Below are 26,491 nucleotides of genomic sequence, written 5' to 3'. Positions count from 1 at the left end.
CATCACCAATCGAACAGTTGATTTTCCATTTGAACTGTTGATTGAACAGTTGATTTTGGGTTTGAACCATTGAATTGACTACAAAAGCAGTCAAACAAATCCCCTGCAGATATACAAAAGCATAAAGAAAAATCTATATTTCAAATGCTTACCAATTCTTGAATTAAATCATTAAGTGCTGGCATTGCTTTTGATATACATATTTTTGAAAAAAGGGTTCAGCTTTAAAAAGCCGACCCCTTCATTTATAACCTAATCACTTTTCGGGACAATACTCCCTGTATAAATGACTGTGCCTCAATTTTTGTCTTTATTGAACAACCTTTCCAATAAAAACATTCATATTAGTCATAAAGACGGCGGTTTTTCCAATAACCTCAGCATTAGCTCTACCGAAATAGATATAGACTGTATCATCTACATTAAAACCAGCGTTTATTAAATCTTGAGAAGAAATTGCAACCCCACCAAGATCATCAACCAATAATGAAATCTGAGAATTTTCAGGTATTGCCCCCCCATTGTCTCTATCTCCGCGATTTATCAAGACAACAGAAACTTTGTCAATGGCATTTCTATCCGTTTCCCAATTAAAACTTATACCCTCACTTAAATCAATAGACACCGTAACATCATCAATCCCAACGGAAACAGGAGTAGGATTATAAACCGTTCCAGAAACCGACTGACCATCAACCTCAAAAGACACGTTCTTATTCCCTACATTTAAAATTGACTCATAACTAGGGTTAATACTGTTAACGATATCAAAATTTTCAGCCTGTGAAAAGTCAATTGATAAACCATCAATATTAACTTCTGGTTTTATACCAGCTTCGTGACCATGAAAAACCACATTTCCACCTCCAGAATAAACATCATTATTATACACCACATTTACAAACAGGTCATTTTCTGTATCTGCAAAATCATCAGTATTAATAGTTCTGGCATAGGAAATTAAATCATTTGCTTTATTATCATTACCAACTTGATCATTATCACAGCTCGTTACAAAGATTGCCGACAAAACCGCTAATCCAGAATAAATTATTTTTTTCATTGTTACTTGTTTTTATTTATTTTTCATTCTTATTTACAGACATCCAGTGTCTCCCATGCTAACAGTTATAATAGTTGGCACGGACTCCATATTAGGCATCATTTTACTTCCTCTAAACCTAGGCCAACCTTCAGGAAATTCACAGAGGTTACTAGATTCACAAAAGTTATAACATTCTGAACCTGCAGAAGCAACTGATACCACGTATGATCCAGATGCCGGAACCTCAACATCATAAAACCTAAGATTATCACCATCATAATCATCATTATTAATTACATAAGAGTGGGAACTAAAATTAGAATCCGCCTCATAATTGTCATCCAATCTATCTACATCGATAGTTACACTTACAGGTTTAACCTCTTGTTGATTTACATCACTGAACAATCCCATATAACCAGCGTTAAGAGCAATAGTTGTAACTTTTTTTGTAGTGCTTCCTGTACGCACTTTTTTACAGGAAAACAACCCAAAACAACATACGAAAATAAGGATAGATGTCTTTTTTATTAATTTCATTTTAAGATTTAATATATGTTTTAATTTTTAGTTGATTGGCTACTCTCTCGATTTTCACCTAGCCTCGCCCGATAGTATTTTAAAGTCTTAAACAGGTTGCACATATTTTGACTTTGGGTGGGGCACCCCAAAAACAGCCCAATGCTATTTTTTGGACCAAACTATATAAATAAGCAGAAAAAGATTAAAGGATTTCCCTTTAACTTTTAAAGGAAAATCCTTAATAAATATTACCATATTTTGTGTATTGAAATTATTTGAACCATTGATTTGACAACAATTGAACTCAATAATCAACAGAAAATTAAAGCAAGGTAGCAATCACCCTAAGTATATAAATTCGGGAAAGCAGTTGATAACACAATGATTATTGCTATAAACGTTGCAACGATTGTTGTTCGACCGTTGCAACGACCCAAAATTTGGGTACGTTTGTAACCATTTTTAGCCAAAAAGCTCTTTTTTGACCACAACTGCCATCACCAATCGAACAGTTGATTTTCCATTTGAACAGTTGACTGAACTGTTGATTTGGAAATCGAACTGTTGATTGAACAGTTGATTTTGGGTTTGAACCATTGAATTGACTACAGATGTTGTCAAAGACAACTACAAAACAGCTTAATCATCCCTTTAACTTTTTAAGGGAAATCTTTCAATGAAAAACATTAAACTGTAATACATTTGGCTATGTTGGTTACAAAGCAATTATTATTGTTAGCAAACCACCCCCAAAGTTTGCTTAGGGTAACATTACAAGTCAATTAATTGCATTTAAAAAAACCATCATGACAACATTATTCATCATGGGTTTTATATTAATAAAATTAGACTCGTTCTTACAAGCCAACTCCACTTTAATTAATATATTTCTTTAATAGATTAAGGTTGTGTTCATCCGTTTTATTAAAGTCACTTTGTACAAGCAGTTTGTTTTCGGAATCCAACACAAAAAAACTTGAATACCCCATTACCTTGGTGTTACATTCGGGGCACAATTCATCAATTATCTGGTTCAAATTCCTCTTATCAAGCATATAGACAGGAAAGCTATAATTATAATAAAATAAGTAGTCCCTCAAGTCTGCTTCATTCTTTTGTTTTTCCCTAGGAACCACATAGAGATCAAATTCACTTTTACTATTTCGATAATAGTCATTTACCTTTGGGCTAAAATCTATAGAGGCCGAACATGATTGATTGAAGAAATAAATAATCTTTACGGTCTTACCCGAGCTAAAAACAAGCTCCCTAAATTCTATCAATGATAGTTTGGCAATACTTGCCTCTCGTGATTTGGCAATAGTGTAATTTTTACCATCTACCTCTTGCGAACTCAATGAAAGTGTGCTCAAAAAAAATATCACCCCTACAAACAGCTTCATTTATTTATTTATTTGCCTGCTTTAAAATACCATCCTTTTTTTCCTCAGATAGTCCCCAAGAATCTTGCAAATCCATATCCAAAAGTACTATTTGGATATTTTCTCCTTTTTGTTGTTGCCTTTTCAACACATCATACCATTCAAAGGCTGCTTTAATGGCTTCAGGCTTATTAAAGAAGATAGCCCAATTAATAACAAAGTAATAATCTACACCAGCCCCCCTATTAATAGCCTCCAAAGTTTGACTATTAACCAATCTATCCAACCATGATTCTATATTTAAACCGTCCTTTTTAGGCTTGCTCTTTATCTTGTTGAAATTTGACATTTTTTTAACCGCATCCTCAGGCGCAATGGCTTCAAGATAGTTTCCATTTTTGTCAAACACATGTACAACCGGTCCTTTCAAGAAACCTTCGGCATTGAATTTATAAAAATCTTCAAAAGTTTTAAATATAAACAGATCCTCTCCACTACATTGCAACTGATTCTCTTGCAAGAATTTTACTATAGTTGTATTATTCTCAAATTTAAACTTGGGTGGATTACTTTGTGAAAAAGCCGTTATTGCAAAAAGTTGCAAAATGATCACCCATTTATATCCTAATATAAAATTCATCTTATACATTTTTAAAGAATTAGGGCAATTTAAAAAATTACATTTCTATAATCTTCTTTCTAATTAAAAAGTAAAAAATACCTGACATAATCAATACTTGAGGAATTACACATATCATACTGAATTTAATATCATTGTACAAATTACTTCCTTCGTAAATATTATGATTTAAAATCTCAGATATCACTAAAAAAGAAAAAACAAGGCTAATTAGTAAAATAGTAGCCACTAACATTAAAAATACTACAAGTACTGATCTCATAAAAAAATTATTCTATTCCAAAATAAACACATGCATAACTCAACGCTGCTCCCAGTCCTACTCCGGCAATTTCAGCTACAACTGCCACAGCTAGTAACTGTTGATTGAACAGTTGATTTTGGGGTTGAACCATTGAATTGACTACAACTAAAGTCAACGATCTGCAGAAAATCAAATGAAGGCAGTCACTCACACCCTTAAAGTATGAATGACTGCCATATCTTTGTTTCTAAAACCTAAGCTACTACATTTCTTTTGTCAAATTGCATTTTAACAAAATAAACTATAGGGCCTATTAACTGAAAAAAGATTACAAATATTGACCATAAAAACTTAGACAATGAAGTCTTTTCATTTTTCAGGACATAATAAAGACCTATAATCGTAATTGCCAATTGAAATAATAATATTCCAACAAAAAGTTCCTTTGAAATAAAAATCATATTCTTTTATTATTTATAGTTACACACAATAAAATATCGTTGTTAAAAAACTAATCAAAAAGCCACCAGTGACATTATTTAGAATAAATTCATCGATTTTTGACAAAAGTCCATTTACGAATTAAAGCAACAAAAAGTAAAACTATAAAAATGATAAGTTGATAAACGAATATCTCATATAATAAACCAGATATGCCCTGCTTACCATTTATCATAAACCATGTTGCTACAAATAATATAATTAATTGGAATAAGCCCCATGACAAGAATATTTTTCTTTTCATAATAATTATAATTTATCAATCTAATTGTTCTAATGCACATGAAACTTTAAACATTATCATGATGTATAAAAACAAACATAAGCTCACAACTAATAGTGCTCTTGATAAATGTTTGGTTGTAAATTTATGTTTTAAATAATCTTTTTCTCTCAGTCCAAAAGACAAATAAGCAGAAATTAAAACCAACATACCAAGTATAGCAAGCTTTACAAGGCCAAATTGATGCAACTGGTCTGTTAAACTTTTTGGCAACATGAAGTCACAAAAGGTTATAAACAAAGCCCAAATAAATATTACACCCTCTATTCCTTTTAAGATTAGCTGATTCCTAAGTTTCATATTGTTTTGTTTTTAATTAACCAATACATTCATTAAATGCATCCATACATGCCTCAATCGCATTTTCCATCGAAATATATGCAGCTATGGCTAATGCAGCACCTCCAATTGGATTAAAAAACGAAGTAACACCAGAAACAAGAAATGTCGCAGCTGCATTTGACTGCGCTCTGTTTATACACCTCTGCGCAAGATCTGTACAGCTCATCCCAAAAGTAGTTACATTCTGCTCATAAACGATATCTGCCAATAAATTTCCAAAATCTTCCAAATCTTCTGCAACACTATACAACTCTCCAAATTCGGCTTTATATTTGGTGATTAGCAAATTATTTTTAGAAAGATATAAATCTCTCATTGAATAATACTCCTGCAAGGAACCAAACTGAGTACTTGAAATATTCTCACTCATCCAATTATCTAGTTCAGATTGACTACGAATCCCTTCTAACACAACACCATTTGTTGTTACATTAAACTTCTCATAAAACAAATTTGCATAATCATTTAAATCCTTAAACTCATTACTTTTAGATACTTCTAATGCAAAACCATTAATATCAGATATCCTTGCATGCTCAGTCGTTGAAATACTTGATAAAGAATTTAAATCATTATTAAAATCTTGGGATTCATCATTAGAACAAGAAAAAGTCAACACCACTGCACCAACAAGTGCAAAAAATTTAATTAATTTCATTTATTATTAAAGTTTTATAATTTATAGTTGATTGGCTACTCTTTCGATTTTCACCTAACTCACCTGTTGGCATGTTAAGGTCTTAAACAGGTTCCACATATTTTGACTTTGGGTGGGGCAACCCAAAAACAGCCCAATGTTATTTTTTGGACCAAACTATATAAATAGGCTGAAAAAGATTAAAGGATTTCCCTTTAACTTTTAAAGGGAAATCCTTTAATGAAATCTATTGAACTGTACTACATTTGGCAATGTTAGTTACAAAGCAATTATTATTGTTAGCAAACCAACCCCCAAAGTTTGCTTAGGGCCACATTATAAGTCAATTAATTGCATTTAAAAAACCATCATGATTTTTCTAGTCATGATGGTTTCTCTTTATATAAACCCTTTATCCTTTGCTTCGTTAATCAGTACCCTATCGTCCTTATCTTCTACATTAAACGCCTCCTTAAGTTTACGTTTTCTGTATTCAATTGCACTAGCACTCAACGGAATTATTTTTGGCAACTCTATCATTTTAGTGCCTTTTGAAAGTTCATGTAATATCTGCCTATCCACGGAATCAACCACTATATCACTGGAAATTTGCGACCTAAAAAGCTTAAGAACTGTTTTATCGTAATAGGGAGAACCAGACAAAACTGTTTCAATAGCCGCAACAAGTGTTTTGGGATCCACATCCGACTTTATCAAAAAACCTTCAGGGTTAACAGTTTTAATAATATTTTGAATCCTGAAATTATTATTATACATCGTAGATACAATAATCTTTACTGTTGGGTCAAGCTCTTTAATTTCAATTCCCAAATCCTCACCTGAAATCAATTTCCCATCGGAAGATGACGGCAAATTAATATCCAAAAACACCAAGTCAAACTTATTTGATAGTAGGCTATCTGTAATTTTTTGATAGGCTATATCAATATCTTGGGCATAATCTATGTTAAATGTATAGTTCGAGGATGCCTGTTCTACTTTATAAAAAGCCATTTTATAGGCATCTGCAATCAATGGATGATCATCTACAATAAGAACATTTAGTTGGTTCATAATAATAATAATAATAATAATAATAATAATACATCTATCTAGGTAAATGAATTTCAATTCTAGTTCCTTGATTGACTTTTGATTCAATCATCAATTCACCTCCCTGTTGGCTCACCCTTTGAGAAATATTTTGCAGCCCTATTCCTTTAGGATTCATTGCAACCTCAAAACCTACGCCATCATCTTCAACAACAACACCTAAACCGCTAACATTAAGCAAATTAAACATAATATTAACATGATTTGCATTTGCATGCTTATTTATATTCAATAACACTTCCTGCAAAATTCTATAACAATTAAATTTTGTAGCATAGCTCAATTCATCCAAATTAATGTTTTGGCCATATTGTAATTCATAGCTATACTTTCCAATTGCACTTTGCTTCTCTATAAGCGATTCCATTAGTGCCCTAAAATTGTTTTCCGAACTAAATAGATCATTTTTCAATTCATGGGAAACAACCCTTATCTCCTTCTCTATTTGATGTAATTCACCAATCAAATGATCATATTTTTTGAGCGTATCCTTTTGCCCTTCTAGATCTAGAAATCCTAAGCTTAAACGGGCTCCATACAGTTTCCCCAATATGCCATCATGTAACTCCCTTGAAATTCTTTCACGTTCATTTAAACGCCCTTCTTCCATTTTGGTGTGTTGATCCAGCATAAGCTTATATATTTCTTCTTCAGCCTCCAGGTTTTTCGATTTTAGTTTCAGGTTTTTATACTTTGAATCCTGGAGTAGAATGTAATACAACGCCGAAAGCAACAACAATAAAAGTGTACTTCCAACTATTATGAAAGTTCGTTGAGAAGATAAAGTGTTTGCCTCTGCAATATATTCATCAGTTTCAAACTGAATACGGTTAATTTTATTTTGCAACCTCCTACCATTAAGCTCAATTTCATTATCTAATTTCAAATATTTCGACATATATACATTGGCACTTGCAGGGTTATATTGGGACAGCTGCTTAAGTGCGTCAAGTAAATCTCTGTTATTTTTAATTTCGTCTGCCAATAGATAAGCTTCTTCTGCCAATCGAAAAGCTGTTAAAGTATCTTTTTTTAATGCATAATATTCCCCCAAATGTAACTTGCTTAAAATAATGCCAGACCTAATTTTCAAACTATCTCTTATTGATAAAGCTCTTGTCAAATCATCAAAAACATTTACAGTATCTTTTGCCAAAAGTCTTGTATAGGCAACATTGTCAATCAATCTTGCATATGACCGTAGGTCATGATCATCTAAATATTCTAATGATTTATTAAAATACTGCAGAGCTTTTTGGTAATCTTTCGACTTTAAATAAGTACTTCCAAAATTATTGAATACTCCTTTTTTGAGATTTATTACTTCATCTGGAGACAAATTATCCAATACTTTAAGGGCTTTGTTTAAATATTCTTCAGCTAGTTCATATTCACCAATATTCTCATAAATTATTCCCAGAAGATTGTAGCATCTAAATTCTGGCAATGGATCAGAATTGTTTTTAACTAAATTTAAAGATTGAAACAAATTGTTTTCCGCGCCAGCATAATCCTTTAATCGTCCTTGGATATAGGCCATATTATACAACATAGATCCAGCGTTAAAATTATCATTTAATTGCTTATACGTTTTTTTTGCCTGATAATAATGGTAGTAAGCAGAATCATAAATTTCCCGATCATCAAAATACAAACCTTTTGATAGGTGAACCCAAGCAAGGCTTCCCGTATCTTTCAACTTCTCCGCTAAATTTACAGCCTCCTTATTGACTGAATAAAACAATAAAGAGTCATTTTCATTCCGTGAGAAGTATGAGAGTTTTCTAAAGTAATATTCCTTGGTAAGATCATCCTCCAATTGTTTAGTTTTTTCAAAGGCTAAATTAAGTAGCTCAAGGTTTTGCTCCTTATCCTGTTTGGAAGCTTTATAAGTGCTGAAAAGACTCAAAATATCATTACGAATAATTTGATCTTCTTTTCCTTCTATACCCTTTTCTTTAGCGCAAGTAAGTATGACTATTGAACAAAGTACTAAAATGACTCTAATGTTTGTTTTCAATTTAGAAGCGATTATTGCGCTGAAATTAAAAAAAGCCATTAATATATACTACTAATGGCTTTTTTTTTAATTGTGAATAAAAATTCTATATTTTAAGGAATGGTAGGTACTGGTTCCGAATCTCCATTTTTACCAGTACCATCTTCCCCCTCTCCAGTTGCATAGAGCTCAAGTGTGGTTTGATCATCATCATGAATCGATTGTTCAGTACAAGAAAAAGTTATAGTCGCCAATAAAATGGCTATAAAAAAATATTTAGCATTCTTCATTTTTTGAAATTTTAAGGTTATTGTCAAATAATTGGGGGTCCAATTCTGGCCTAAATTGGACGCTGAACAATGGGGTTTGCTGCCCATTAATCCTTATGAAGAAGCTTCTTTCGGCGACAAAAGTAGTCGCGTATATGTCATTTTGCGAGCAATTTGCCCTTAGCATAGTGAATATGCCAATTCTATGAGTGAACGGTTAAGTTTAGATGGTAAAACACCTAGTTTTCACTATATCGCTTTTTGTTCAAACTGATGATTGAGGAGTTTCAAGTCTTCAGCATAACTCTTTGAAAAAGGAATGCCTTCAATACAATGTTTTAAATAGCATCTTTGCTTGCCAAAGTTGATTCGTGAAATAAAATCTTGATTTATGATATAACTTTTATGAACCCTTAAAAAGTTTTTGGGTAATGATTTATGAAATGTTTTTAACGTTTTAAAAGCGGTAATCTCTTCCCCATTCTTCATATAGAAGTCTGTAGTATTGTTATCAGCCTTTAGAAAAAGAATATCGCTTGTATTTAAAAACTGATAGTCATTATATGATTTCAAACAAATAGAATGACCTTTATCCATGGAAAATTGTTTAAGATATTTTAGTGCAGCCTTCCTAACATCCAACTCCTTCAAGGGCAAGGTCAAATAATCTATAAAGCCATGCTTAATGGCCTCATAGGCCAAATCCTTTCCTTTTGAAAGCCCAATTACCTTTGGAATTTCGTTTAAATACTGGTGAAGTTCATTAACGAGTAGAAAGGGATTATCCGAGAAATTATCAAGATTTATAAAAACCAAGTCTGGCTTTTTACTTAGTATTAAATTAAAGCCACTATCTAGGTTAGACCTAGCCCCCAATGCACAAAGACCTGGAATAGTACTAATAATACCTTCCAACTCTTTTACAACAACACCATCCTTCTCTAAAATGCAATACGATTTCATAAAAAATATCCGTGCCGAAATATATCCTATGTCAATTTAAGAGGGTTAAGGATTTTCCTTTAAAATTTCAAGGGAAATCCTTAATTGAGTATCATTACGAAGAATTACTTTTGTCTTTACTATTAATAGTTTTGCGGGTTGGCCTCCTATTGTTAAAAACAACTTATAATATTTAAACAAAAAATAAAAAAAATATTTCTGACCTTTTTTGGTTTATTAGCTTTTGCTTGCAGTGATAATGATATTAATACTGAAGAGCAACAATTAGAACAAAATAATCAATCCTTTGCAAGAGGTGTTGAGACTGTTGATTTTGGAGACTATTCAGTAAATATCGTGGATGACGGTTATGATGTTAATTTTAAAGGGAAGTTACATTCCAAAGTTTTAAGTACATTTCAACAAACCTATGATGTTAGAGACCATGGGGATGGCACCTATACTATTTCAAATCCAAATAATAGTAATCAATATTACAGAGTTGAGAATATAAGACCGACTGAGACGGGAAGTCAATTCGATATTATAGATTCCAACGGTATTACTTTTCCAGGAGTTCAATATAACCCAGGCTATACCGTGCAATGGAGCCCTCCCTGTGTAGGTGTTTTAGTTGCGGGAGCAGTAACTGTATTAACAGCCTATTTTGAAGAAAATGATTGTCAAGCAGCTATAAGCGCATGTGTTGACGCAGGAGGGTTTCCGAGTACTACAATAGAATCAGGTTGGTTTGGGGACAGTTGTAGTGTAAATTGTGCTCAACCAAATTAATTTATTCTAAAGAATGTTTTTAAAAAGAACAAAATTTAATTGGATTTTAAAATGGGCGACCCTGTTGGGTTGCCTATTTGTAATAGGCTACATCTTTTTTGGGGATAGCCTTTTTTTGAATACTAGCAGAGCTAACTTTGACAACATTAGCATTTATGTGTTTTTGCTAAGCTCAATTTGTATTGCCCCCATATATGAAGAAATCACTTTTAGGGGAATATTGGCAACTAAAAAAACACCGAGAATATTATCCTTAATATTGATAGTGCCTGTAACATTTGCAATGGGATTTGGGAGTTATCCTTTTTATATTGTATCACTATTTGCTGTTCTAGCCTGCTGTATTGTATTGATAGCAACCACAAAAGTAAATTGGGATTTAGAAAAAAAGATTACTTTTAATGTACTGGCAACGTCTTTATTGTTTGCAACTATGCATTATAATTTCAGCGATTTCAAATTATATACAATAGTATTTACTTTATCTCTTCATTTGTCATTGGGGTTATTTTTTTCCTGGGTTATGCTTAATTATGGACTCCTTATGTCTATTGGGGCACATATGTTATACAATGGGATTATAGCAGCTACAATTGTTTTTAGCCTACAATTTATTGATACAGCACCTAAGGAATTAGTCGTTGATAATGTAAAGATGGAATGGAGACAAGTACCTTTGCTTGAAAATACAAGGTCAAGTGTTGATTGGAGTGAATCTGGTGTTAACGCAAATAATACTACTTTGAATTCATTTTTTAAATATGGAATTTTTACTGATTCTTTAAATAGCAGTGTATTTATTAAGGTTCCCTTTGCTGTGTATGATTTAAATATTAAAACAGACGATGGGAGTAAACTAGATTCAAAGGAGGTAATATCTTGTTTGCTTAAGGCCGAATTATTAGGCATAAAAAAATAAGGCTCAAACTACCAATTAATAAAAAAATAATCATTTTTGCCCTTTTGATATACACATAAAACCTAATTTCAAAAGGCAAATATAATTTATAATGCAATTATTAAACCAGGCCTCAAATAAGTCAAAATCAACAGTTTAAAAAAAAAAAAAATATTTTTGTAAAAATTTACAATTGCACTAAAAGATGATCCAACATGAAACTAAAATAATTCATTTTGTATTACAAATAATAACACACAAACAATAACGCTTTCCACTGCTTTTTACAACCACACACACCAAAAACCCCTGAAAATAGGCTGTTTTTGACCAAAAATGTGGTCAAATCAACAGTTCAAAAAACAAAAAAGAAATTTGTAAGACAAATGTCTTACAAATTGTATTACAATTTTCAGCCTACCAAAAACACCTATTCTTGGACTTCAATAGGTTTCAATTTAAGATTAAAAACCTGTGTAAGCAGGACGTGTTCTGCCTCCTGTTTCGCCCTGTCCTTTAAATTTTGAAGATGTTGCTTCCTTTCATCCAATTTTGGTTCTGGAGGCTCTTGTTCACCCAGTTCCAAAACGGGCAATGAAATATCTACATTTGGGGCTATTATCTTCTTTAGTTGGGCTATTGTTTTGTTCAAGACCTCTTTTTGGTCATGGTCCTTTCCATCCTTGATCTCAATTTGAACAGAGATTAATATATCTCTTCAGAAATGAATTTCCATGACCGTACGAATTAAGGATTTCCCTTTAAATTTTAAAGGGAAATCCCCAAGTCTAATTTGAAAGTATGGTTTATTTTAGTACAACCTTGGATAATTTTATCATGTTTTCATCTTTGCAAATAAAATTCAAACTAAATATGACCACTAATTATTAACTTCACAACATTCAAATACTTTATTTGTATAACGAAGATTAAAACCAACATTAATAAAAACAACTCAATTCAACATGAAGAAAAAGTTACTCTCTGCACTTTTTATTTTCTCTTTTCTGTCAATTCAAAGTCAAAACTATGAGTTCACAGTGAGCAATGAAACCTACCAAAATTTGGTGGATGGTATTTCCTTAAATAACGGTGAGATTTGGGACGACCCTTCCTTCTCAATTCCATTAGGTTTCGATTTTGAAATAGGAGATTACTCATTCAATACCATTTATATTGTGGATTGGAGTACAGGAGGAACCTTATCAACGCAGAATGCAACATCTCAATCCCACCCTATTTTCTCACCACTATCCAATGATATAATTGATTTAGGATATTGGCAAGGAGTAACATCTCAATCCAATATTTCATACAAAGTTGAAGGAGATGAAGGAGATAAGATTTTAATTATCGAATGGAACAATGTAGGGTTTTATGGTGATGGCTATCCTGGAACATCAGATTTCATGAATTTTCAAATGTGGTTATATGAAGAAGGAAATATAATTGAATACCGATACGGACCAAACCAAATAAACAATTCTTCGAGTTCATTTGATGGAGAACCAGGACCATCCGTTAATTTTTTTACGGCTTTCAACCTTAGCACTATTCAACCTACTGATACAGGATATATTCTAACCGATTCTCCAGAAAACCCTTCTCTTTTAGTTTATAACCCTGGTGACCCCTATCCTTCTGTGGGATATTTAAACGGAAGTATTCCAGAGAATACTGTTTATACTTTTAGCCCTGAATCTTTAAGTGTTGCTGAAAACACGAATATTTCATTTTCTATATATCCAAATCCTTCAAAAAACATCTTTAATGTATCCCTTGCCCAAAGTGGTTATATTGAATACATCAACGTGATTGATATTAATGGTAGAATAGTATTGCGAAACGACTATTTAGGAGAACAAATAGTTCGTCTGGATTTATCGCAATTCAGTAAAGGCATGTATTTTTTAAATATAAATACTACAGAAGGTCAACAAACTGTAAAAATTATTAAGGAATAACCTTTAACTCATAACCAAAATCTTCACAACCATGAAAAATTTACTTTCCATAATCTTGATATATACCCTGATTAGCTGTTCATCAAACAATGATGATTCCAATAACACCAATAATGAGCCCCAAAGAATAGTAACTTTAGAAGAGATTGGTCAATCCAACCAACTTCTTTTTTATTACAATGAAGGGCAATTGGATAGAGTGGTTAACAATCATGGAACAGACAGGGATATTGTTCAGTTATACTACAATGGACTAGAGATTGACCATATAAAAATTGCTGGGCCAACATTTGGAGGAGAAGCCTATTATTCAGGCAATGTTGGCAACGATTTCAATCTGGATAATTGTAGCGACTGTACAGTTTTTGACTACAACTATCAAAATGGCTATAAATCCAGTATCACAAGAGATGGTCTGCCCCTTGTGGAGTTTAATTTCAATGGATGGAACCTAGGTAAAACTACTTACTATACTTATTCTAATTTTCCTGAAGGACAGCAACTTTCCAAAACAATTCAATTTGTATATATGTCCAACAAACTCTCTGGCTACCAAATAACAGAATATAATAATGGAAATGAATCTGTTAATACTTACACTATAGAGCTTGATGATAAGAAAAATCCATTAAACAATATCTATAGCTCTGGACTTTACATTCCTAATGCTCCAAATGTTTCTTCACTAGATATGCTGGGTATTAATACATTAACCAACAATATTATTACCATTACAGATACTGATGGTAATGAAATTTTTAATGCAACGTATCAATATAATGAGAAAAATTACCCCACTTCATTTGAAATTACATCTCCCGAATATAATGATATTGGAACTTATGTTTATGAATAAGATAAGTCCGCTAAAATGAATTCATTTTGCTAAAGTTTTCAATACTGATCTTTCCATAGAGATCAATTAACAAACTATACCCAAGTTGAAAAACATTTTAAAAGCTTTAATAATTCTCCCATTGCTTCTAAGCACTACTTGCGAAGACGATTGCACCACAAATAATCAATTTGCAGAAGACCTAATAGAAGTGTATCCTCAAGGAAACATTTATGAACAAGGCGACATCATAACATTACAATTGGTTATCCCTTCTCTTAACGACTATTTTGGAGAAGGTACAAACCTTCTTGAATCAACCAATGACATAGAAGCCGAGGTCATACTGCGGTTTGATGATCTATTTTCAGGAAATGAGTTGACATTTATTAGAGGAGTACAAGGAACGCATCAAAACAAATTTATAATGTCCTATTATGAAGATACTGACAGCTATGAGTTGATTTTCGAGGTGACACTAAATAAACTTGGCTATTATTCTATCCGTTCGTCTAGTAATGACATCTATTTTTCTCATTTGAATAGTTGTAATGATTACCACCTCGAAACTACAATATCTGGGGTTGTCTCGCCGTATGATCTCACTTTTACTGTAATAGAATAATATTGCTACCCTAAATCAAGGAGGCCTTTTATTCTTGGGTCTCCTTGATTATGTTATTCTAAAAAACATACATACTATGATTTCTTAAATTTAAAAATGTATCACAAAAATCAAAATTAACACAACTGTTTAATTTTGCACTTAAACAACAAATTTCAACTGATTTACAGGGTTTTACAGAACAAATCAACAGTTCAAAAAACAAAAAATATTCCTGTGATAATTTTTTATCACAAAATCATCACAGGAATTATCACAATCATATTATATACAAAATTGCCTATCCAGAAGCTTCAATTGGCTTTAATTTAAGATTAAAAACCTGTGTGAGCAGGATGTGTTCCGCCTCCTGTTTCGCCCTGTCCTTTAAATTCTGAAGATGTTGCTTCCTTTCATCCAATTTTGGCTCTGTAGGCTCTTGTTCATCCAGTTCCAAAACGGGCAATTGAATATCTGAATTTGGGGCTATTATCTTCTTTAGTTCGGCTATTGTTTTGTTCAAGACCTCTTTTTGGTCCTGTTCCGTTTTATCCCTTCTCTCAATCTGCGTAGGTTTATCAAAGAAACGCTGCTCTACCTCCTCTTTGTGTCGGGCCAAAGTATCCCGTTGGGATATGAAAGCACGCTTTTGGTCTTTTGAGATTCCCTTCACTTCTACTTCCATATTTTCCGCAAACCAATTGTAAAGCATCGAAACGCCCTCTACATAGGTCTTATAGCGTTCCAGCAGAAAATCCACATCCCTTCTTTTCTGGTCATCGCAAAGCCCCAATAGTTTCAACAGATTTTTGTCAAGCAACCTTTGCTTGTGCATCACCTTCAAATGGATCTCACCTGGCTCCACAAAATAATTGCTCCCATTTTCCTCAATGAGCAATACCCTATTGCCAAACATGGAGAAATCCCTTTGTGCCTCTGCTTCGCTCATTTCCAACAAAAGTCTTGGAAAGTAGTACACACCTGCTACAAACAGGTTGCCCATAATCTCCATCTGTAAATCGTCTAAATTCATTTCCATTCCCTAGGCTTTTAACAACTCTGAATAATCTTCTGGCAATTCTGCATCAATGTCCCTCAAGTATTTTTCCAAGGCTTCCATGGAAGTATGCCCCGTAATGAGCATCAATTTGCTTTTCACAGCGTGAGGGGACGAATCTTTAATCATTTCCCTGTAAAGCTTCGTTATAAAGGTATGCCTGAAACTATAGAGACCGTAATCCTCATCAAGTCCGAATTCATCCTTCACAACCTTTTTAAAGCGCTTGGAAAAATAGTTTCGCTTGTTGTCATCGCTCAGTTCCCACTTTCCGCCCAAGCCTTCAGGAGTAAACAAAAAATCCCCTTTTTTCATTTTGCTCATATCGGGAAGTTCCTTCAAAAGTATCTCTGGAATCAGTTTGGTTTTCAATGGGCTGTTCTTTGCCCTGAATGTTACGGTTTTGTGCTCCACATCTATATCCCCCACTTTTAGGCGACATACCTCAATGGGACGGATGAAATTATAGGATACAAACTTGATGAACAGCAACAGCATTGGATCGTTCTTTTCCAAATACTCAAAAATTTCCTGTTGCTCCCCTTTGGTATAGGTCTTGTTTCGTTTGGGACTGCTCTTTAAGACAACAATCTTCTTTACGAAGTTGGAGTTAACAATATCATTGTCTTCCAAGGTCTGAAACATACTGCTCAAACTTGCCCTGTAATTGTTTCTGTTCCTTGGGGAACTGCTATCCATAATATGGTTCAAAAACTCCATGACCACCGCCCTATCCACCTGTTGTATATGGGTGATTTCCTTATGAGATTTTTCGAGCCATTCCCTAAACACCTTGAGATGGCTTTTATAGGAACGCATACTGCTCTCACGCAATGACCGTTGTTTTATGGACATATCAAAGTCGAAAGCCTCTATCATAGTCTTCCCTTTATCCTCTTCCTTTATAGCGGGATGCCCCAAATCCAGTTTCAATGGTTGCTCAGATACTTCCCCCTCAACAGAAGTTGTCCTTTGTTTGGCTTTTTTGTTCTGCTCCTTTTTGAACAGATCCACATTATCGGCATATGGATCGTAGCCCCGTTTGAGAAGTTTGTGCAAGGTCTGGCTGTAAACCGTGAGGATTGCCATTCGCTCCTCCTTGGTCTTGTAACGGTTGGCACTGGCGTAAATTGGAGACTGTCTAGTGAGTTTATTGCTCTTGGGGTCTCTAAAGGAAAAGTAAACATACCAGCGCTTGCTCAAATCGCCATTGGCTGTGTATATTTTTGGCTTGGAAAATTGTTTTTGGTTTGACAAATCGTATGCGTTAGCGTATTCACTTTCGTATTCACCGCGCAAGATATCTGAAATTTTGAACATAAAAAAACGGTTTGGGGACACCAAACCGTTAATTATACTTGACTTTTTATTAGTAGCGGGAACTGGACTCGAACCAGTGACCTTCGGGTTATGAGTCCAACCCTCATTTTAACCACTATTGACTTTCAATAGTTTAAAAAACTACATTTTCCAAAAACATATGCATAATTTTATGCATATTTATATATAGTTTGAAGTTATTGGCTAAACAAAATTTATTACTCGAATATACAAATTTCATCCTCTCTTACCTCATTTAATTCTTCTTATTTTATTTCTCTGTTTTCAAAGAAAGTACAAAAGAATAACTATATGTTTTACCTAGCAATCTATAGGCATCATGAGGTAAGGCTCCCCAACTATTGTCGCCTCCAACTCCTCTCTGGTTTAGGTCAACGTGTAGATATACCTTGTCCTCAAAGTGAACATCAGTGGTGTGACGCTGCGCTTTGGTTTTCCCTGGATCCAAGGACTCCGTAGATACTGGCAGAGCACTAAATCCAAGTGGCTGCATCCCTTGAATTTTCAACCCTGTGCCATTCATATTTGCCAATGTTAACCAACGGACATCAGTTTTATATCCATTTTCTTGAGGACGTATATATTCCCACACAAACTCATCCTCCGGTGTACTTTTGTATTTCCCTAAAAATGTCGCAGTTTTTCTATCGGAATAGTTTTCCCATGGGCCACGGCCATAATACTCCAATTGGGAGTACTCTTCAGGAAGCTGCATACGCATTCCAAATCTTGGTAATTCAGGAAGTTCTTTACCGTTCATATCGATGGAAGCCGATACCTGAATATCTCCACTTTTCAAAATCACATATGCAACAACGTAGGGTACCTCAACACCCGCTAATTCATAGGTTGCTGTTATTGGCAATCCTAATTCGTTTTGCTTTCCAACTTCAACAGACAGCACTTTAGACATTTTATGCGCTTCCTTCCAGACTCCTAAACGCTCAGGCATGCCATTTCCAAAATCGTTATCTGTAGGAGCCCTCCAAAAATAAGGTTCAGGAAAAGCTAGCATTACTTCTTTTTCTCCCTTTTCGTGATAGGAAGTCAAGGTTCCTTTTTTAAGATCAAAAGCTCCTTCTACTGCTCCTGTTTCAAAAGTCAGTACATCCCCCTTTTTGGCATAAGTCAATTCCGGTTTAGAAACCTTCGGTGTAGATAGGTTTGCAAAGAAATCATTAGCACCTAACTGAAATTGCTCTCTTGCCAATTCAAAATTAGCAGGCACCAAACTAGAAGCCTTACTGGTTAAAGCATAAACATTCAGAAAATATTCTGCAGCCTTGTCTACCTGTGGCAATTGAATTTCTTGAATGAATTTACCTTGGGGCTTACCATCTATTTTAAAAGTCCCTGTCTTTACAATCTCTCCATTTCTCAATACTTCCCACTTAAAATCAAATTGATCCAGGTTGGTATAGAAATAACCATTTGATATTGTGACTTTTCCGTTCTGAAAACCAAATTTGACAGGCTGGTATACTTTTTTTACTTCATAAATAGCTGGATGCACAACCCTATCAGCCGACACTAGACCATTCGCACAGAAGTTTTCATCATTCTGAAGATTTTCACCTCCCAAATCTCCTCCATAAGCCCAATATTCCTGACCATTTTCTTCCGCCTTCAAACCTTGGTCAACCCAATCCCAAATGAATCCTCCTTGCATGTGCGGACTATTGTCTATAATATCAAAATACTCTTGGAAATTCCCGTTACTGTTCCCCATTGCGTGACTGTACTCACACATAATAAATGGACGTTTTTTAGTTGTATCCGCGGCATAAGATTTCATATAATCTATTCCCGGATACATTGGGCAAACAATATCTGTATTGTCTTCCTCACCTGCCTGTTCAAACTGAACAAAACGGGTATCATCAAATGCTTTCAGCCATTTATAGCCCTCATGGAACACAGTACCATTTCCACATTCATTCCCCAATGACCATAAAATAATACTCGGATAATTTTTATCACGCTCGGCCATTCTTTTTATTCTATCCAAATGTGCTGGAGCCCATTCTGGCAAATAGGCCGGATGCACCGATTTGTCAAAATACCCCTGTAAGGTGGCCCCCATACCATGGGTTTCAATATTGGCTTCATCCACTACATATAAACCATATTCATCGCACAACTCGTAAAGTCTGGTATCATGAGGATAGTGGCTCATTCTAATAGCATTGACATTGTGCTGTTTCATCAATTCCAAATCCTGTCTCATGGTAGCTTCATCTGGAGTATGCCCCTTGGTTCCGTGGTGCTCGTGAAGGTTGACTCCATGAACTGTAATGGCATTTCCGTTAACCAAAAGCTGCGCATTTTTTATCTCCACACTTCTGAAACCCGTTTTACCAGAAATACGGTATTCCTCTTTCTTTCCAAGGTTCCAAACTATATCATACTTATACAAATAAGGAGTTTCATCACTCCACAGATGCACCTCTTTTAAAACAGTTTTAAATTGGATTTCCTTGTTAGCATCCTTTAGGTTTTCTGTCTGTTTGAAAACTTCCTGTCCTTCCTGATCAAACAAAATGAAAGAGACTTCTCCCTTCTTTATTTGTTTATCACCAAAAACCCTGAAATCCACCTCAGCATCCAAAATCCCATCGGTATAAGTGTCATTTAAACCTGCCTTGATAAAGTAGTCCCATACCGTAACTTCCGGTAATGCCTGTAAATACACATCACGTTCAATACCACTCAAACGCCAAAAGTCCTGATCCTCCAAATAGCTCCCATCATGCCAACGAATTATTTGCACGGCCAGCAAATTATCTCCAGACTTTACATACGGAGTAATATTAAACTCTGCCGAAGTTTTTGAAGCCTTAGTCATCCCAACTTCCTCTCCGTTCAAGTAAACTCTTGCATATCCCGAAATAGATTCAAAATTCAACATGATCTCTTTCCCCTTCCAATCCTTTGGAATGGTAAAGGTCTTTCGGTAGGATCCTACGGGATTGTAATCGCCATCAATAAAAGGTGGATTCTTTGGAAAAGGATAGGTAACATTGGTATAAATAGGAATGTCATACCCTTGTAATTCCCAATTAGAAGGCACTTCTATATTGCCCCAAGAAGTATCATTCAGATTAGGTTCGAAAAAGTCAAGAGGCCGTTGCCCTGGATTTTTAACCACATTGAATTTCCAATTCCCATTTAAACTTTTCACATAGGAAGAACTATTGGAGTCTTTTGCATCAGCAACCACAAAATGTGCTCTCCCCTCTTCCTTGTTTCGGTCTATTACATTAGGATTTTCCCATTCGTTTTGCTGCTGTGCAAATGCAACCTGCACAAAACAGAATAACCCCCATATAAAATGTTTTCTTGTCATAGTTTGAATATAATAACTGTATTAATTGAATGCTTTATTTCTATTCTATTTCCGCTTTTGAAGATGGTCTTGCAAAAATCGGACTTTTATTTATTGGACACTAATTCTAGCCTCTCTAGATTGTAGCCACGGTGAAGAAAATTTCACCACTACATCGCCATTGGTATTTCCCAATTGCACATAAGCTATCAACCTTCCATGGTAAACCCTGTGTTTATTATCGGTATAATCAGACATATCCGAATTATTACTGGCTTCCAGTCCTAACAACTTAGCATCTCCAGTAATTTGACATGTAAGTTCCTCGTCCGATAACATTACAGGAATTCCATTTTTATCCACTACCTGCACTACCAATTGAGCAAGCTCTCCCTTTTTATAGTTTCCTTCACCAGAAATTAACTTGATAGCATCAGGTCGACTAGAAGACTGAACGCTATACCGGCTTACTTGATTTCCATTGTTATCCAATCCCAATACTTCAAGGGTTCCTTTTTGAAAAGGAACATCCCAAAATATAATACCAGTCTGGTTGTTGTATGTTTTTCTTTCTCCTACGATTTTGCCATTCAAATGAAGTTCTGCCTGAGCGGCATTGGTATAGCAAACCACACGTATCATTTGGCCTGCTTCATAATTCCACACAGACCAGGCATCCATGGATGGGCTTCTCTCCCTATTCCCTGGAGAAGGATAAGTGCCCAAATAGGCCATTGGCCTATCAGACCACAACGACTGTCTAAAATACCCTCTTGGCTTGATGAAACCTCCAAAATCCAAAAGACCAGAATAAAACCCTCGGGAAGGCCAAACGCCAGATTCCCCTAAATAATCAATTCCCGTCCACAAAAATTGCCCAAACACAAAATCCCTTGAAGTAACTTCCTTCCAAGCCAAAAAATCATGACGGTTTTCACTACCAAACAAAACTCTGTTTGGGTATTTGGCATGGTCATGGTCATATAAGCTTTCGGTATAATTATACCCTGCAATGTCCAAAGCAAAAGGATATTCTGTTTGATTGGACATGGCTACTCCGGCCAAACCAGCTGTGGTTGGTCTTGAAGGATCATAATCTTTTACAACCTTTACCAATTGTTGGGCTATGGCTCCTAAACGCTTGGCATCTGGCGCGTCCTTTTTATAACCTCCAAAAATAGGCTGGGTAAAACCTGTATCCCTTCCGCCATCCAAAACAGGGTGCGAGTAAGGATCGTTAGGATAATCTACCTCGTTGCCAATACTCCAAGCAAAAACAGACACATGATTACGATCGCGCTTCACCATATCTGCCAAATCCCGCTCTCCCCATTCCTTGAAAAAATCATAGGAACCTTGAAAACCTGGCTCTCCTTTATTCCATCCCTTTAACCATTTACGTTTAGGGAATTCCCATTCATCAAATGCTTCGTTTAAAACCAAAAGCCCCAACTCATCACATAAGTGATACAGGTCTGGGGCCTGAGGGTTATGACTGGTTCTAATGGCATTAACACCTATTTCTTTTAAGGTCAACAATCTTCGTTTCCAAACCTCCTTAGGGACTGCAGCTCCAAGCACACCTCCATCATGATGTAAACAAACACCTTTCACCTTCATCCAGTCCCCATTTAGAGCAAACCCTTTATTGGAATCAAAAGTAAAATCGCGAAAGCCTGTATTTGTAAGACTCTCATCAACCACCTTTCCATTACAGTAAACAATAGTTTTTAAGGTATATAAATTGGGGGTATCTACCGACCAAAGATTTGGCAGCTTTACCTTCAAGGAAGTTGTAAGCTTTTCGGTTTGATTTGGCTGGACCTTTAATTTCTCTGTATTTGTCGCGACTAGATTATTCTTAGAATCGAATAGTTGATTTTCTACTGTCAAACTTTGAGATGTTCCCAAGCCATTTTCCAAGTCTACTTCTACATTTAAACGATAGCCTGAATTTAATTTTTCAGGATAGGCATACACCCCCCATTGTGCAACATGAACTGGATTGGCATATACCAACCAAGCATCCCTGTAAATCCCAGACCCCGTATACCAGCGGGAATCGGCAGATTGACTGTGATTAACCCTAACGGCAATAACATTATCTTCCCCATATTTAATAAAAGGTGTGGCATCGTACATAAAAGACACATAACCATTAGGACGTTTCCCCAATGAGTGGCCATTTATAAATACTTCACTACGATTGTAAACCCCTTCAAAATATAGATAGACTTTTTCTCCTGTTTTTTCTAAAGGAATTTCCAAATGCTTTCTGTACCATCCCACACCACCAGGCAAATACCCCGTTGCACTGGCCAACGTTGGACTCAACTGTCCTTTTACACTCCAATCGTGGGGTACAGATATCGTTTGCCAATGACTATCATCAAAATCATTTGTGGCATTTTCAGTAGCATCCTTTAAAGTAAATTTCCAGTCCTCTTTTAATTTTTCCGATTGCCCAAAAGACACTTGAGCCACCATGACTGCAGCTTGACAAAAGACCATTAATAGGACCATTATATTTCTGAATACATGGAACCTCTTTCCAATTACATTGACTCTCTCATCTATCATTTCTCGTTTCATTTAAAAGGTTTTACTACAATTAGCTTATCGCCTGAATCATCTACTTCAAACAAGCGAGGAATCCGAACATATTCTCCATCCTTATCTACCCAGTGACTGTGTAAAGCCATTAATAACTTTCCTTCAAAAGTTCTGAACAACATGCCATGTCCATAGTTTGGAGGCGTAATTGGTTTAGACTCCTGGATCCATGGACCATCTAGAGTTCCACTTTCGGAATAGGCCACTCCTTGGGTATAATCACCAAAAATCCAACTAGTCCATAACATGCCTAACTTCCCTGTTTGTGTTCTAAACAACCAAGGGCCATCCGTTACTTTATTAGCCACTAGATTCCCTTTCTCATCATGCTCTTTACTCCACGGACTATCACTCGCTCTAAATAAGATTTTAGCCTTCCCTTGGGTGCCACTTAAATCAGATTTCAATTGTTTTTTTTCAATGGTTCCATCCCAATTCTGAAGCCATTCATGGCAATACACTAGATATGGCTTCCCATTATCAACCCAAAGCGTCCCATCCAAGGTTGGCATATTGGCTGGCAAGTAAATATCATCCTTCATAGGCCTGTAAGGCCCATCTGGTTGGTCGCTTACCAAAATATGGCAAGCCCGACGCTCAATAACATTATTCCGAAAAGTATCTATCTTCACTTCCCTGTTTGTAAACGTGGCGAAGTAGTAATATTTGTTTTTATACTCATGCAACTCGGCTGCCCAAATCATGGGGGCTGGCCCCATCCAAGACTCCGGATCTATATCAGCTAGGTCATAAGGCCCTGACCATAAGTTCAAATCGTTACTCTTCCACAACTTTCCTCCTGTCCCAGTCATGTAATAGGTTTGAGTTTTTTGATCGGCTAGAATAGCGGGGTCACTTAAACGAATACTATCCAATGGGATATCATGGCGGGTAGTCCTCTCTGTTCCTTGACCAAAACTTTTAAAAACAGAGAATACCATCACCAAAATCACTAATTGGCTTTTATAAAAACTTATTTCAGTAGGCTTGTTCATTTCAAATTAATTAATAGGATCAATTCCATTAAACGTTGGCTTCACTTCAACAATATGTCCGTCCTCGTCAAACAGCATTTTGTCGATGCATACTTCACGATGAAAGCCTCCTTTTCCTCCCATAGTCACACCTTTTGGGTAGGTAAAACGGTGATACACCAAGTACCATTCATCTTTTCCTGGAATTTGAATGGCCGAATTATGTCCCGTTGCAAAAATGTTGGTTTCAGCATCGCGCTGAATCACAATATTGTTTTCAGGAATTTGAAGTTTCCCAAGAGGCGCATCGCTTATGCCGTACCGAACTTTGTAATTCGGACTGCGGGTATCATCTTCAGACCACATGAAATAATAGGTACCATTTCGATAGATGACATACGTTCCTTCTCTATAAGTGGTATCTATTTTAAAGGTTTTAAGTGTCTCTTTTTTAATGGACACCATATCCTCATTCAATTCTGCGCCTGCCATATAGCCATTGCCCCAATACAAATAGCTCTTTCCAGTTTTTGGATCTGTAAATACATCAGGATCTATTTCTTGACCGTGCTCCACACCTTCCGGTTTGAAATCAATCAATGGTTTTCCGCTATCTACAAAAGGCCCGGTAGGATTATCTGCAACCGCCACACCTATTTTTTGTGCTGCCGTGAAGTAGTAGAAATATTTGTATTCACCATCTATTTTCTTTTCAACAATACAAGGTGCCCAAGCATTACGGTCTGCCCAGCTCACATCTTCCTTTAAATCGAGAATGGTTCCTTCATCTTGCCAATCTACCAAATTATCTGATGAAAAGGTTTTGAAATACCAACCCGACCATCCATCAAACCCATCGGTTGTTGGATAGATATAATATTTTCCAGTTTTTTCTGAATACAGTACATCCGGATCGGCATAATAGCCTTCCAACACAGGATTATGATCTTCTGAAGCCGTCACTTTATACGTTATATCATCATGCCCCTCAATGGAAATGGTATAACCAACAGCACCATTTGAAAAATCCTGAGGTCCTTGTGGACTTACCGAAAATCCCGGCCACATTTTAAATCCCGGATCAAAAGCGGTAAGGTCCATGCCTCTTTTCACAGGCAAATGAATGCTCGCTTTTTCACCGTTTATATCCACATTTAGAGGTTTTAAGTCAGATGAAGTCAGATCCATCAAAGGATCATCTTGTCTCCCCCATTTTTTTATCAAACTGTGATACTCATTCATTGTAATTGGCATCACTGTACCATGACGAGGATGGAAGCTCATGGTAATATCTTCGTCAATCACTTCAAAATGCTCCAAGTCTTTACTCTTGGTAAATTGATACCTTCCCGAACCATATACATCATACATCAAGATCCATTCATCGGAATCATTCAGCTTAAAAACTCCAGAACCTTCTACCTTGTCGGTCTCTTTATCCACACGATCCATGTTTGGATAGGCATACCCTTCCGTTAGCTTATCGGAAACTGCCAATTTAATACCGGGGGCACCGCTTTCCGATTTATGGAACAGATAGAATTTATTATCCTTTTTTATGATATCACCATCAATACAAGCATTCCCATCTGGGTTAAACAGCAATTGTTTGGGAGCCGATTCAAAGCCTGAAAAATCCTGATTGGCATAGGCATAATAAATGATGTCTGGATGATTTCCTTTCTCTTTCATGGAGAAATACACCATGTATTTTCCATTGGTTTCGTCATAAATCGTTTGAGGAGCCCATACGCGATCTACATTTCCAAATTCAGTTGGATATACCTCTGGGATGTTAATAATGGAACTTTCCCAATGAATCAAGTCTGTCGATTTCATTAAAATCAAAGCAAAGTTGTTCCACCCCATTTCTGGCACATACAAATCGGTTACCACCATATAAAAGGTATTGCCATCGGCGCCTCTTAAAATATGTGGATCCCGAACACCTCCTGTAGAACTAATTATTTTGGAATCTACAATAGGTTCGTTATTGTTTAAAGCGCGATAATGATATCCATCCAAGCTCACCGCATAGCGAATAGCCTCTTCTCCTGGACCATTTCCTGTGAAATAGGTGAATAGATATGCTTCTACCTTATCCACCTTTTTCCCACATGACAAAAATAGGTTCAACATTAAAATACCTAAGAAGACCTTTTTATACAT

23 protein-coding genes are annotated in these 26,491 nt (G+C 35.5%); 5 read left to right on the top strand and 18 right to left on the bottom strand.

From position 1 onward, the window contains the following. Positions 1-310: 310 nt before the first annotated feature. The 11 genes from AC6I5C_RS16920 to AC6I5C_RS16870 form a co-directional block, all read right to left on the bottom strand. Complete coding sequence (locus tag AC6I5C_RS16920; RefSeq protein WP_497906187.1) at positions 311-1,063, bottom strand: hypothetical protein; 753 nt, start codon at positions 1,061-1,063, stop codon at positions 311-313. Positions 1,064-1,096: 33 nt separating this feature from the next. Next, positions 1,097-1,585 carry a hypothetical protein gene (locus tag AC6I5C_RS16915; RefSeq protein ID WP_497906186.1) on the bottom strand — a complete coding sequence of 163 codons (489 nt, stop codon included), beginning with the start codon at positions 1,583-1,585 and terminating at the stop codon, positions 1,097-1,099. An 857-nt stretch (positions 1,586-2,442) separates the two neighbouring features. After that, on the bottom strand, positions 2,443-2,970 hold the full coding sequence (locus tag AC6I5C_RS16910) for a hypothetical protein (protein WP_497906185.1): 528 nt from the start codon (positions 2,968-2,970) through the stop codon (positions 2,443-2,445). A 4-nt stretch (positions 2,971-2,974) separates the two neighbouring features. After that, complete coding sequence (locus AC6I5C_RS16905) at positions 2,975-3,589, bottom strand: hypothetical protein (RefSeq protein WP_497906184.1); 615 nt, start codon at positions 3,587-3,589, stop codon at positions 2,975-2,977. Positions 3,590-4,087: 498 nt separating this feature from the next. Continuing rightward, the gene (locus AC6I5C_RS16900) at positions 4,088-4,294 is read right to left on the bottom strand and encodes a PLDc N-terminal domain-containing protein (RefSeq protein ID WP_497906183.1); all 207 of its coding nucleotides are present in this window, start codon (positions 4,292-4,294) and stop codon (positions 4,088-4,090) included. A gap of 299 nt (positions 4,295-4,593) precedes the next feature. Next, a complete protein-coding gene (locus tag AC6I5C_RS16895; RefSeq protein ID WP_497906182.1) occupies positions 4,594-4,917 on the bottom strand; it encodes a hypothetical protein in 324 nt (107 codons plus the stop codon). Positions 4,918-4,933: 16 nt separating this feature from the next. Beyond that, positions 4,934-5,617: a hypothetical protein gene (locus tag AC6I5C_RS16890; protein ID WP_497906181.1), complete on the bottom strand. Its 684-nt coding sequence runs from the start codon at positions 5,615-5,617 to the stop codon at positions 4,934-4,936. A 378-nt stretch (positions 5,618-5,995) separates the two neighbouring features. After that, positions 5,996-6,670, bottom strand: coding sequence for a response regulator (locus AC6I5C_RS16885; protein WP_497906180.1), 675 nt, complete (start codon positions 6,668-6,670; stop codon positions 5,996-5,998). Positions 6,671-6,704: 34 nt separating this feature from the next. Then, on the bottom strand, positions 6,705-8,729 hold the full coding sequence (locus tag AC6I5C_RS16880) for a tetratricopeptide repeat-containing sensor histidine kinase (RefSeq protein WP_497906179.1): 2,025 nt from the start codon (positions 8,727-8,729) through the stop codon (positions 6,705-6,707). A gap of 92 nt (positions 8,730-8,821) precedes the next feature. Further along, positions 8,822-8,998 carry a hypothetical protein gene (locus AC6I5C_RS16875; protein WP_157514666.1) on the bottom strand — a complete coding sequence of 59 codons (177 nt, stop codon included), beginning with the start codon at positions 8,996-8,998 and terminating at the stop codon, positions 8,822-8,824. 228 nt (positions 8,999-9,226) lie between these two features. After that, complete coding sequence (locus tag AC6I5C_RS16870) at positions 9,227-9,940, bottom strand: LytR/AlgR family response regulator transcription factor (protein ID WP_497906178.1); 714 nt, start codon at positions 9,938-9,940, stop codon at positions 9,227-9,229. 336 nt (positions 9,941-10,276) lie between these two features. Between AC6I5C_RS16870 and AC6I5C_RS16865 the strand changes: the two genes are divergently transcribed. Continuing rightward, positions 10,277-10,711: a hypothetical protein gene (locus tag AC6I5C_RS16865; RefSeq protein ID WP_497906177.1), complete on the top strand. Its 435-nt coding sequence runs from the start codon at positions 10,277-10,279 to the stop codon at positions 10,709-10,711. Positions 10,712-10,724: 13 nt separating this feature from the next. After that, a complete protein-coding gene (locus AC6I5C_RS16860; protein WP_497906176.1) occupies positions 10,725-11,630 on the top strand; it encodes a CPBP family glutamic-type intramembrane protease in 906 nt (301 codons plus the stop codon). 409 nt (positions 11,631-12,039) lie between these two features. Here AC6I5C_RS16860 and AC6I5C_RS16855 read toward each other — a convergent pair whose 3' ends face one another. Next, positions 12,040-12,261, bottom strand: a complete 222-nt coding sequence (locus tag AC6I5C_RS16855; protein WP_497906175.1) for a hypothetical protein — start codon at positions 12,259-12,261, stop codon at positions 12,040-12,042. A 313-nt stretch (positions 12,262-12,574) separates the two neighbouring features. Between AC6I5C_RS16855 and AC6I5C_RS16850 the strand changes: the two genes are divergently transcribed. From AC6I5C_RS16850 to AC6I5C_RS16840, 3 genes are all read left to right on the top strand, one after another. After that, a complete protein-coding gene (locus AC6I5C_RS16850; protein WP_497906174.1) occupies positions 12,575-13,573 on the top strand; it encodes a T9SS type A sorting domain-containing protein in 999 nt (332 codons plus the stop codon). 31 nt (positions 13,574-13,604) lie between these two features. Further along, on the top strand, positions 13,605-14,429 hold the full coding sequence (locus AC6I5C_RS16845) for a hypothetical protein (RefSeq protein WP_497906173.1): 825 nt from the start codon (positions 13,605-13,607) through the stop codon (positions 14,427-14,429). 85 nt (positions 14,430-14,514) lie between these two features. Beyond that, a complete protein-coding gene (locus tag AC6I5C_RS16840) occupies positions 14,515-15,033 on the top strand; it encodes a hypothetical protein (protein ID WP_497906172.1) in 519 nt (172 codons plus the stop codon). A 280-nt stretch (positions 15,034-15,313) separates the two neighbouring features. On the opposite strand, the gene AC6I5C_RS16835 is transcribed toward AC6I5C_RS16840, so the two are convergent. From AC6I5C_RS16835 to AC6I5C_RS16810, 6 genes are all read right to left on the bottom strand, one after another. Continuing rightward, complete coding sequence (locus AC6I5C_RS16835) at positions 15,314-16,051, bottom strand: hypothetical protein (protein ID WP_497906171.1); 738 nt, start codon at positions 16,049-16,051, stop codon at positions 15,314-15,316. A 3-nt stretch (positions 16,052-16,054) separates the two neighbouring features. After that, positions 16,055-17,389: a tyrosine-type recombinase/integrase gene (locus tag AC6I5C_RS16830; protein ID WP_497906170.1), complete on the bottom strand. Its 1,335-nt coding sequence runs from the start codon at positions 17,387-17,389 to the stop codon at positions 16,055-16,057. Positions 17,390-17,660: 271 nt separating this feature from the next. Next, positions 17,661-20,756, bottom strand: a complete 3,096-nt coding sequence (locus AC6I5C_RS16825; RefSeq protein WP_497906169.1) for a glycoside hydrolase family 2 TIM barrel-domain containing protein — start codon at positions 20,754-20,756, stop codon at positions 17,661-17,663. Positions 20,757-20,846: 90 nt separating this feature from the next. Then, on the bottom strand, positions 20,847-23,327 hold the full coding sequence (locus tag AC6I5C_RS16820) for a glycoside hydrolase family 2 TIM barrel-domain containing protein (protein ID WP_497906168.1): 2,481 nt from the start codon (positions 23,325-23,327) through the stop codon (positions 20,847-20,849). Then, complete coding sequence (locus AC6I5C_RS16815; protein WP_497906167.1) at positions 23,324-24,343, bottom strand: glycoside hydrolase family 43 protein; 1,020 nt, start codon at positions 24,341-24,343, stop codon at positions 23,324-23,326. The genes AC6I5C_RS16820 and AC6I5C_RS16815 overlap by 4 nt, the downstream gene beginning before the upstream one ends. Positions 24,344-24,349: 6 nt before the next feature. Then, positions 24,350-26,491: a glycoside hydrolase family 43 protein gene (locus AC6I5C_RS16810; RefSeq protein ID WP_497906166.1), complete on the bottom strand. Its 2,142-nt coding sequence runs from the start codon at positions 26,489-26,491 to the stop codon at positions 24,350-24,352.

It is taken from the genome of Mangrovimonas sp. sgz306409, assembly GCF_059735265.1.
The sequence above is the reverse complement of the archived record's forward strand: the minus strand, read 5'-3'. Positions and strand labels throughout refer to the sequence as shown.

Coding starts and splice junctions, on each gene's coding strand:
- AC6I5C_RS16920 (WP_497906187.1), bottom strand. CDS start 1,063: ATGAAAAAAATAATTTATTCTGGATTAGCGGTTTTGTCGGCAATCTTT.
- AC6I5C_RS16915 (WP_497906186.1), bottom strand. CDS start 1,585: ATGAAATTAATAAAAAAGACATCTATCCTTATTTTCGTATGTTGTTTT.
- AC6I5C_RS16910 (WP_497906185.1), bottom strand. CDS start 2,970: ATGAAGCTGTTTGTAGGGGTGATATTTTTTTTGAGCACACTTTCATTG.
- AC6I5C_RS16905 (WP_497906184.1), bottom strand. CDS start 3,589: ATGAATTTTATATTAGGATATAAATGGGTGATCATTTTGCAACTTTTT.
- AC6I5C_RS16900 (WP_497906183.1), bottom strand. CDS start 4,294: ATGATTTTTATTTCAAAGGAACTTTTTGTTGGAATATTATTATTTCAA.
- AC6I5C_RS16895 (WP_497906182.1), bottom strand. CDS start 4,917: ATGAAACTTAGGAATCAGCTAATCTTAAAAGGAATAGAGGGTGTAATA.
- AC6I5C_RS16890 (WP_497906181.1), bottom strand. CDS start 5,617: ATGAAATTAATTAAATTTTTTGCACTTGTTGGTGCAGTGGTGTTGACT.
- AC6I5C_RS16885 (WP_497906180.1), bottom strand. CDS start 6,670: ATGAACCAACTAAATGTTCTTATTGTAGATGATCATCCATTGATTGCA.
- AC6I5C_RS16875 (WP_157514666.1), bottom strand. CDS start 8,998: ATGAAGAATGCTAAATATTTTTTTATAGCCATTTTATTGGCGACTATA.
- AC6I5C_RS16870 (WP_497906178.1), bottom strand. CDS start 9,940: ATGAAATCGTATTGCATTTTAGAGAAGGATGGTGTTGTTGTAAAAGAG.
- AC6I5C_RS16860 (WP_497906176.1), top strand. CDS start 10,725: ATGTTTTTAAAAAGAACAAAATTTAATTGGATTTTAAAATGGGCGACC.
- AC6I5C_RS16850 (WP_497906174.1), top strand. CDS start 12,575: ATGAAGAAAAAGTTACTCTCTGCACTTTTTATTTTCTCTTTTCTGTCA.
- AC6I5C_RS16845 (WP_497906173.1), top strand. CDS start 13,605: ATGAAAAATTTACTTTCCATAATCTTGATATATACCCTGATTAGCTGT.
- AC6I5C_RS16835 (WP_497906171.1), bottom strand. CDS start 16,051: ATGGAAATGAATTTAGACGATTTACAGATGGAGATTATGGGCAACCTG.
- AC6I5C_RS16830 (WP_497906170.1), bottom strand. CDS start 17,389: ATGTTCAAAATTTCAGATATCTTGCGCGGTGAATACGAAAGTGAATAC.
- AC6I5C_RS16825 (WP_497906169.1), bottom strand. CDS start 20,756: ATGACAAGAAAACATTTTATATGGGGGTTATTCTGTTTTGTGCAGGTT.
- AC6I5C_RS16820 (WP_497906168.1), bottom strand. CDS start 23,327: ATGAAACGAGAAATGATAGATGAGAGAGTCAATGTAATTGGAAAGAGG.
- AC6I5C_RS16815 (WP_497906167.1), bottom strand. CDS start 24,343: ATGAACAAGCCTACTGAAATAAGTTTTTATAAAAGCCAATTAGTGATT.
- AC6I5C_RS16810 (WP_497906166.1), bottom strand. CDS start 26,491: ATGTATAAAAAGGTCTTCTTAGGTATTTTAATGTTGAACCTATTTTTG.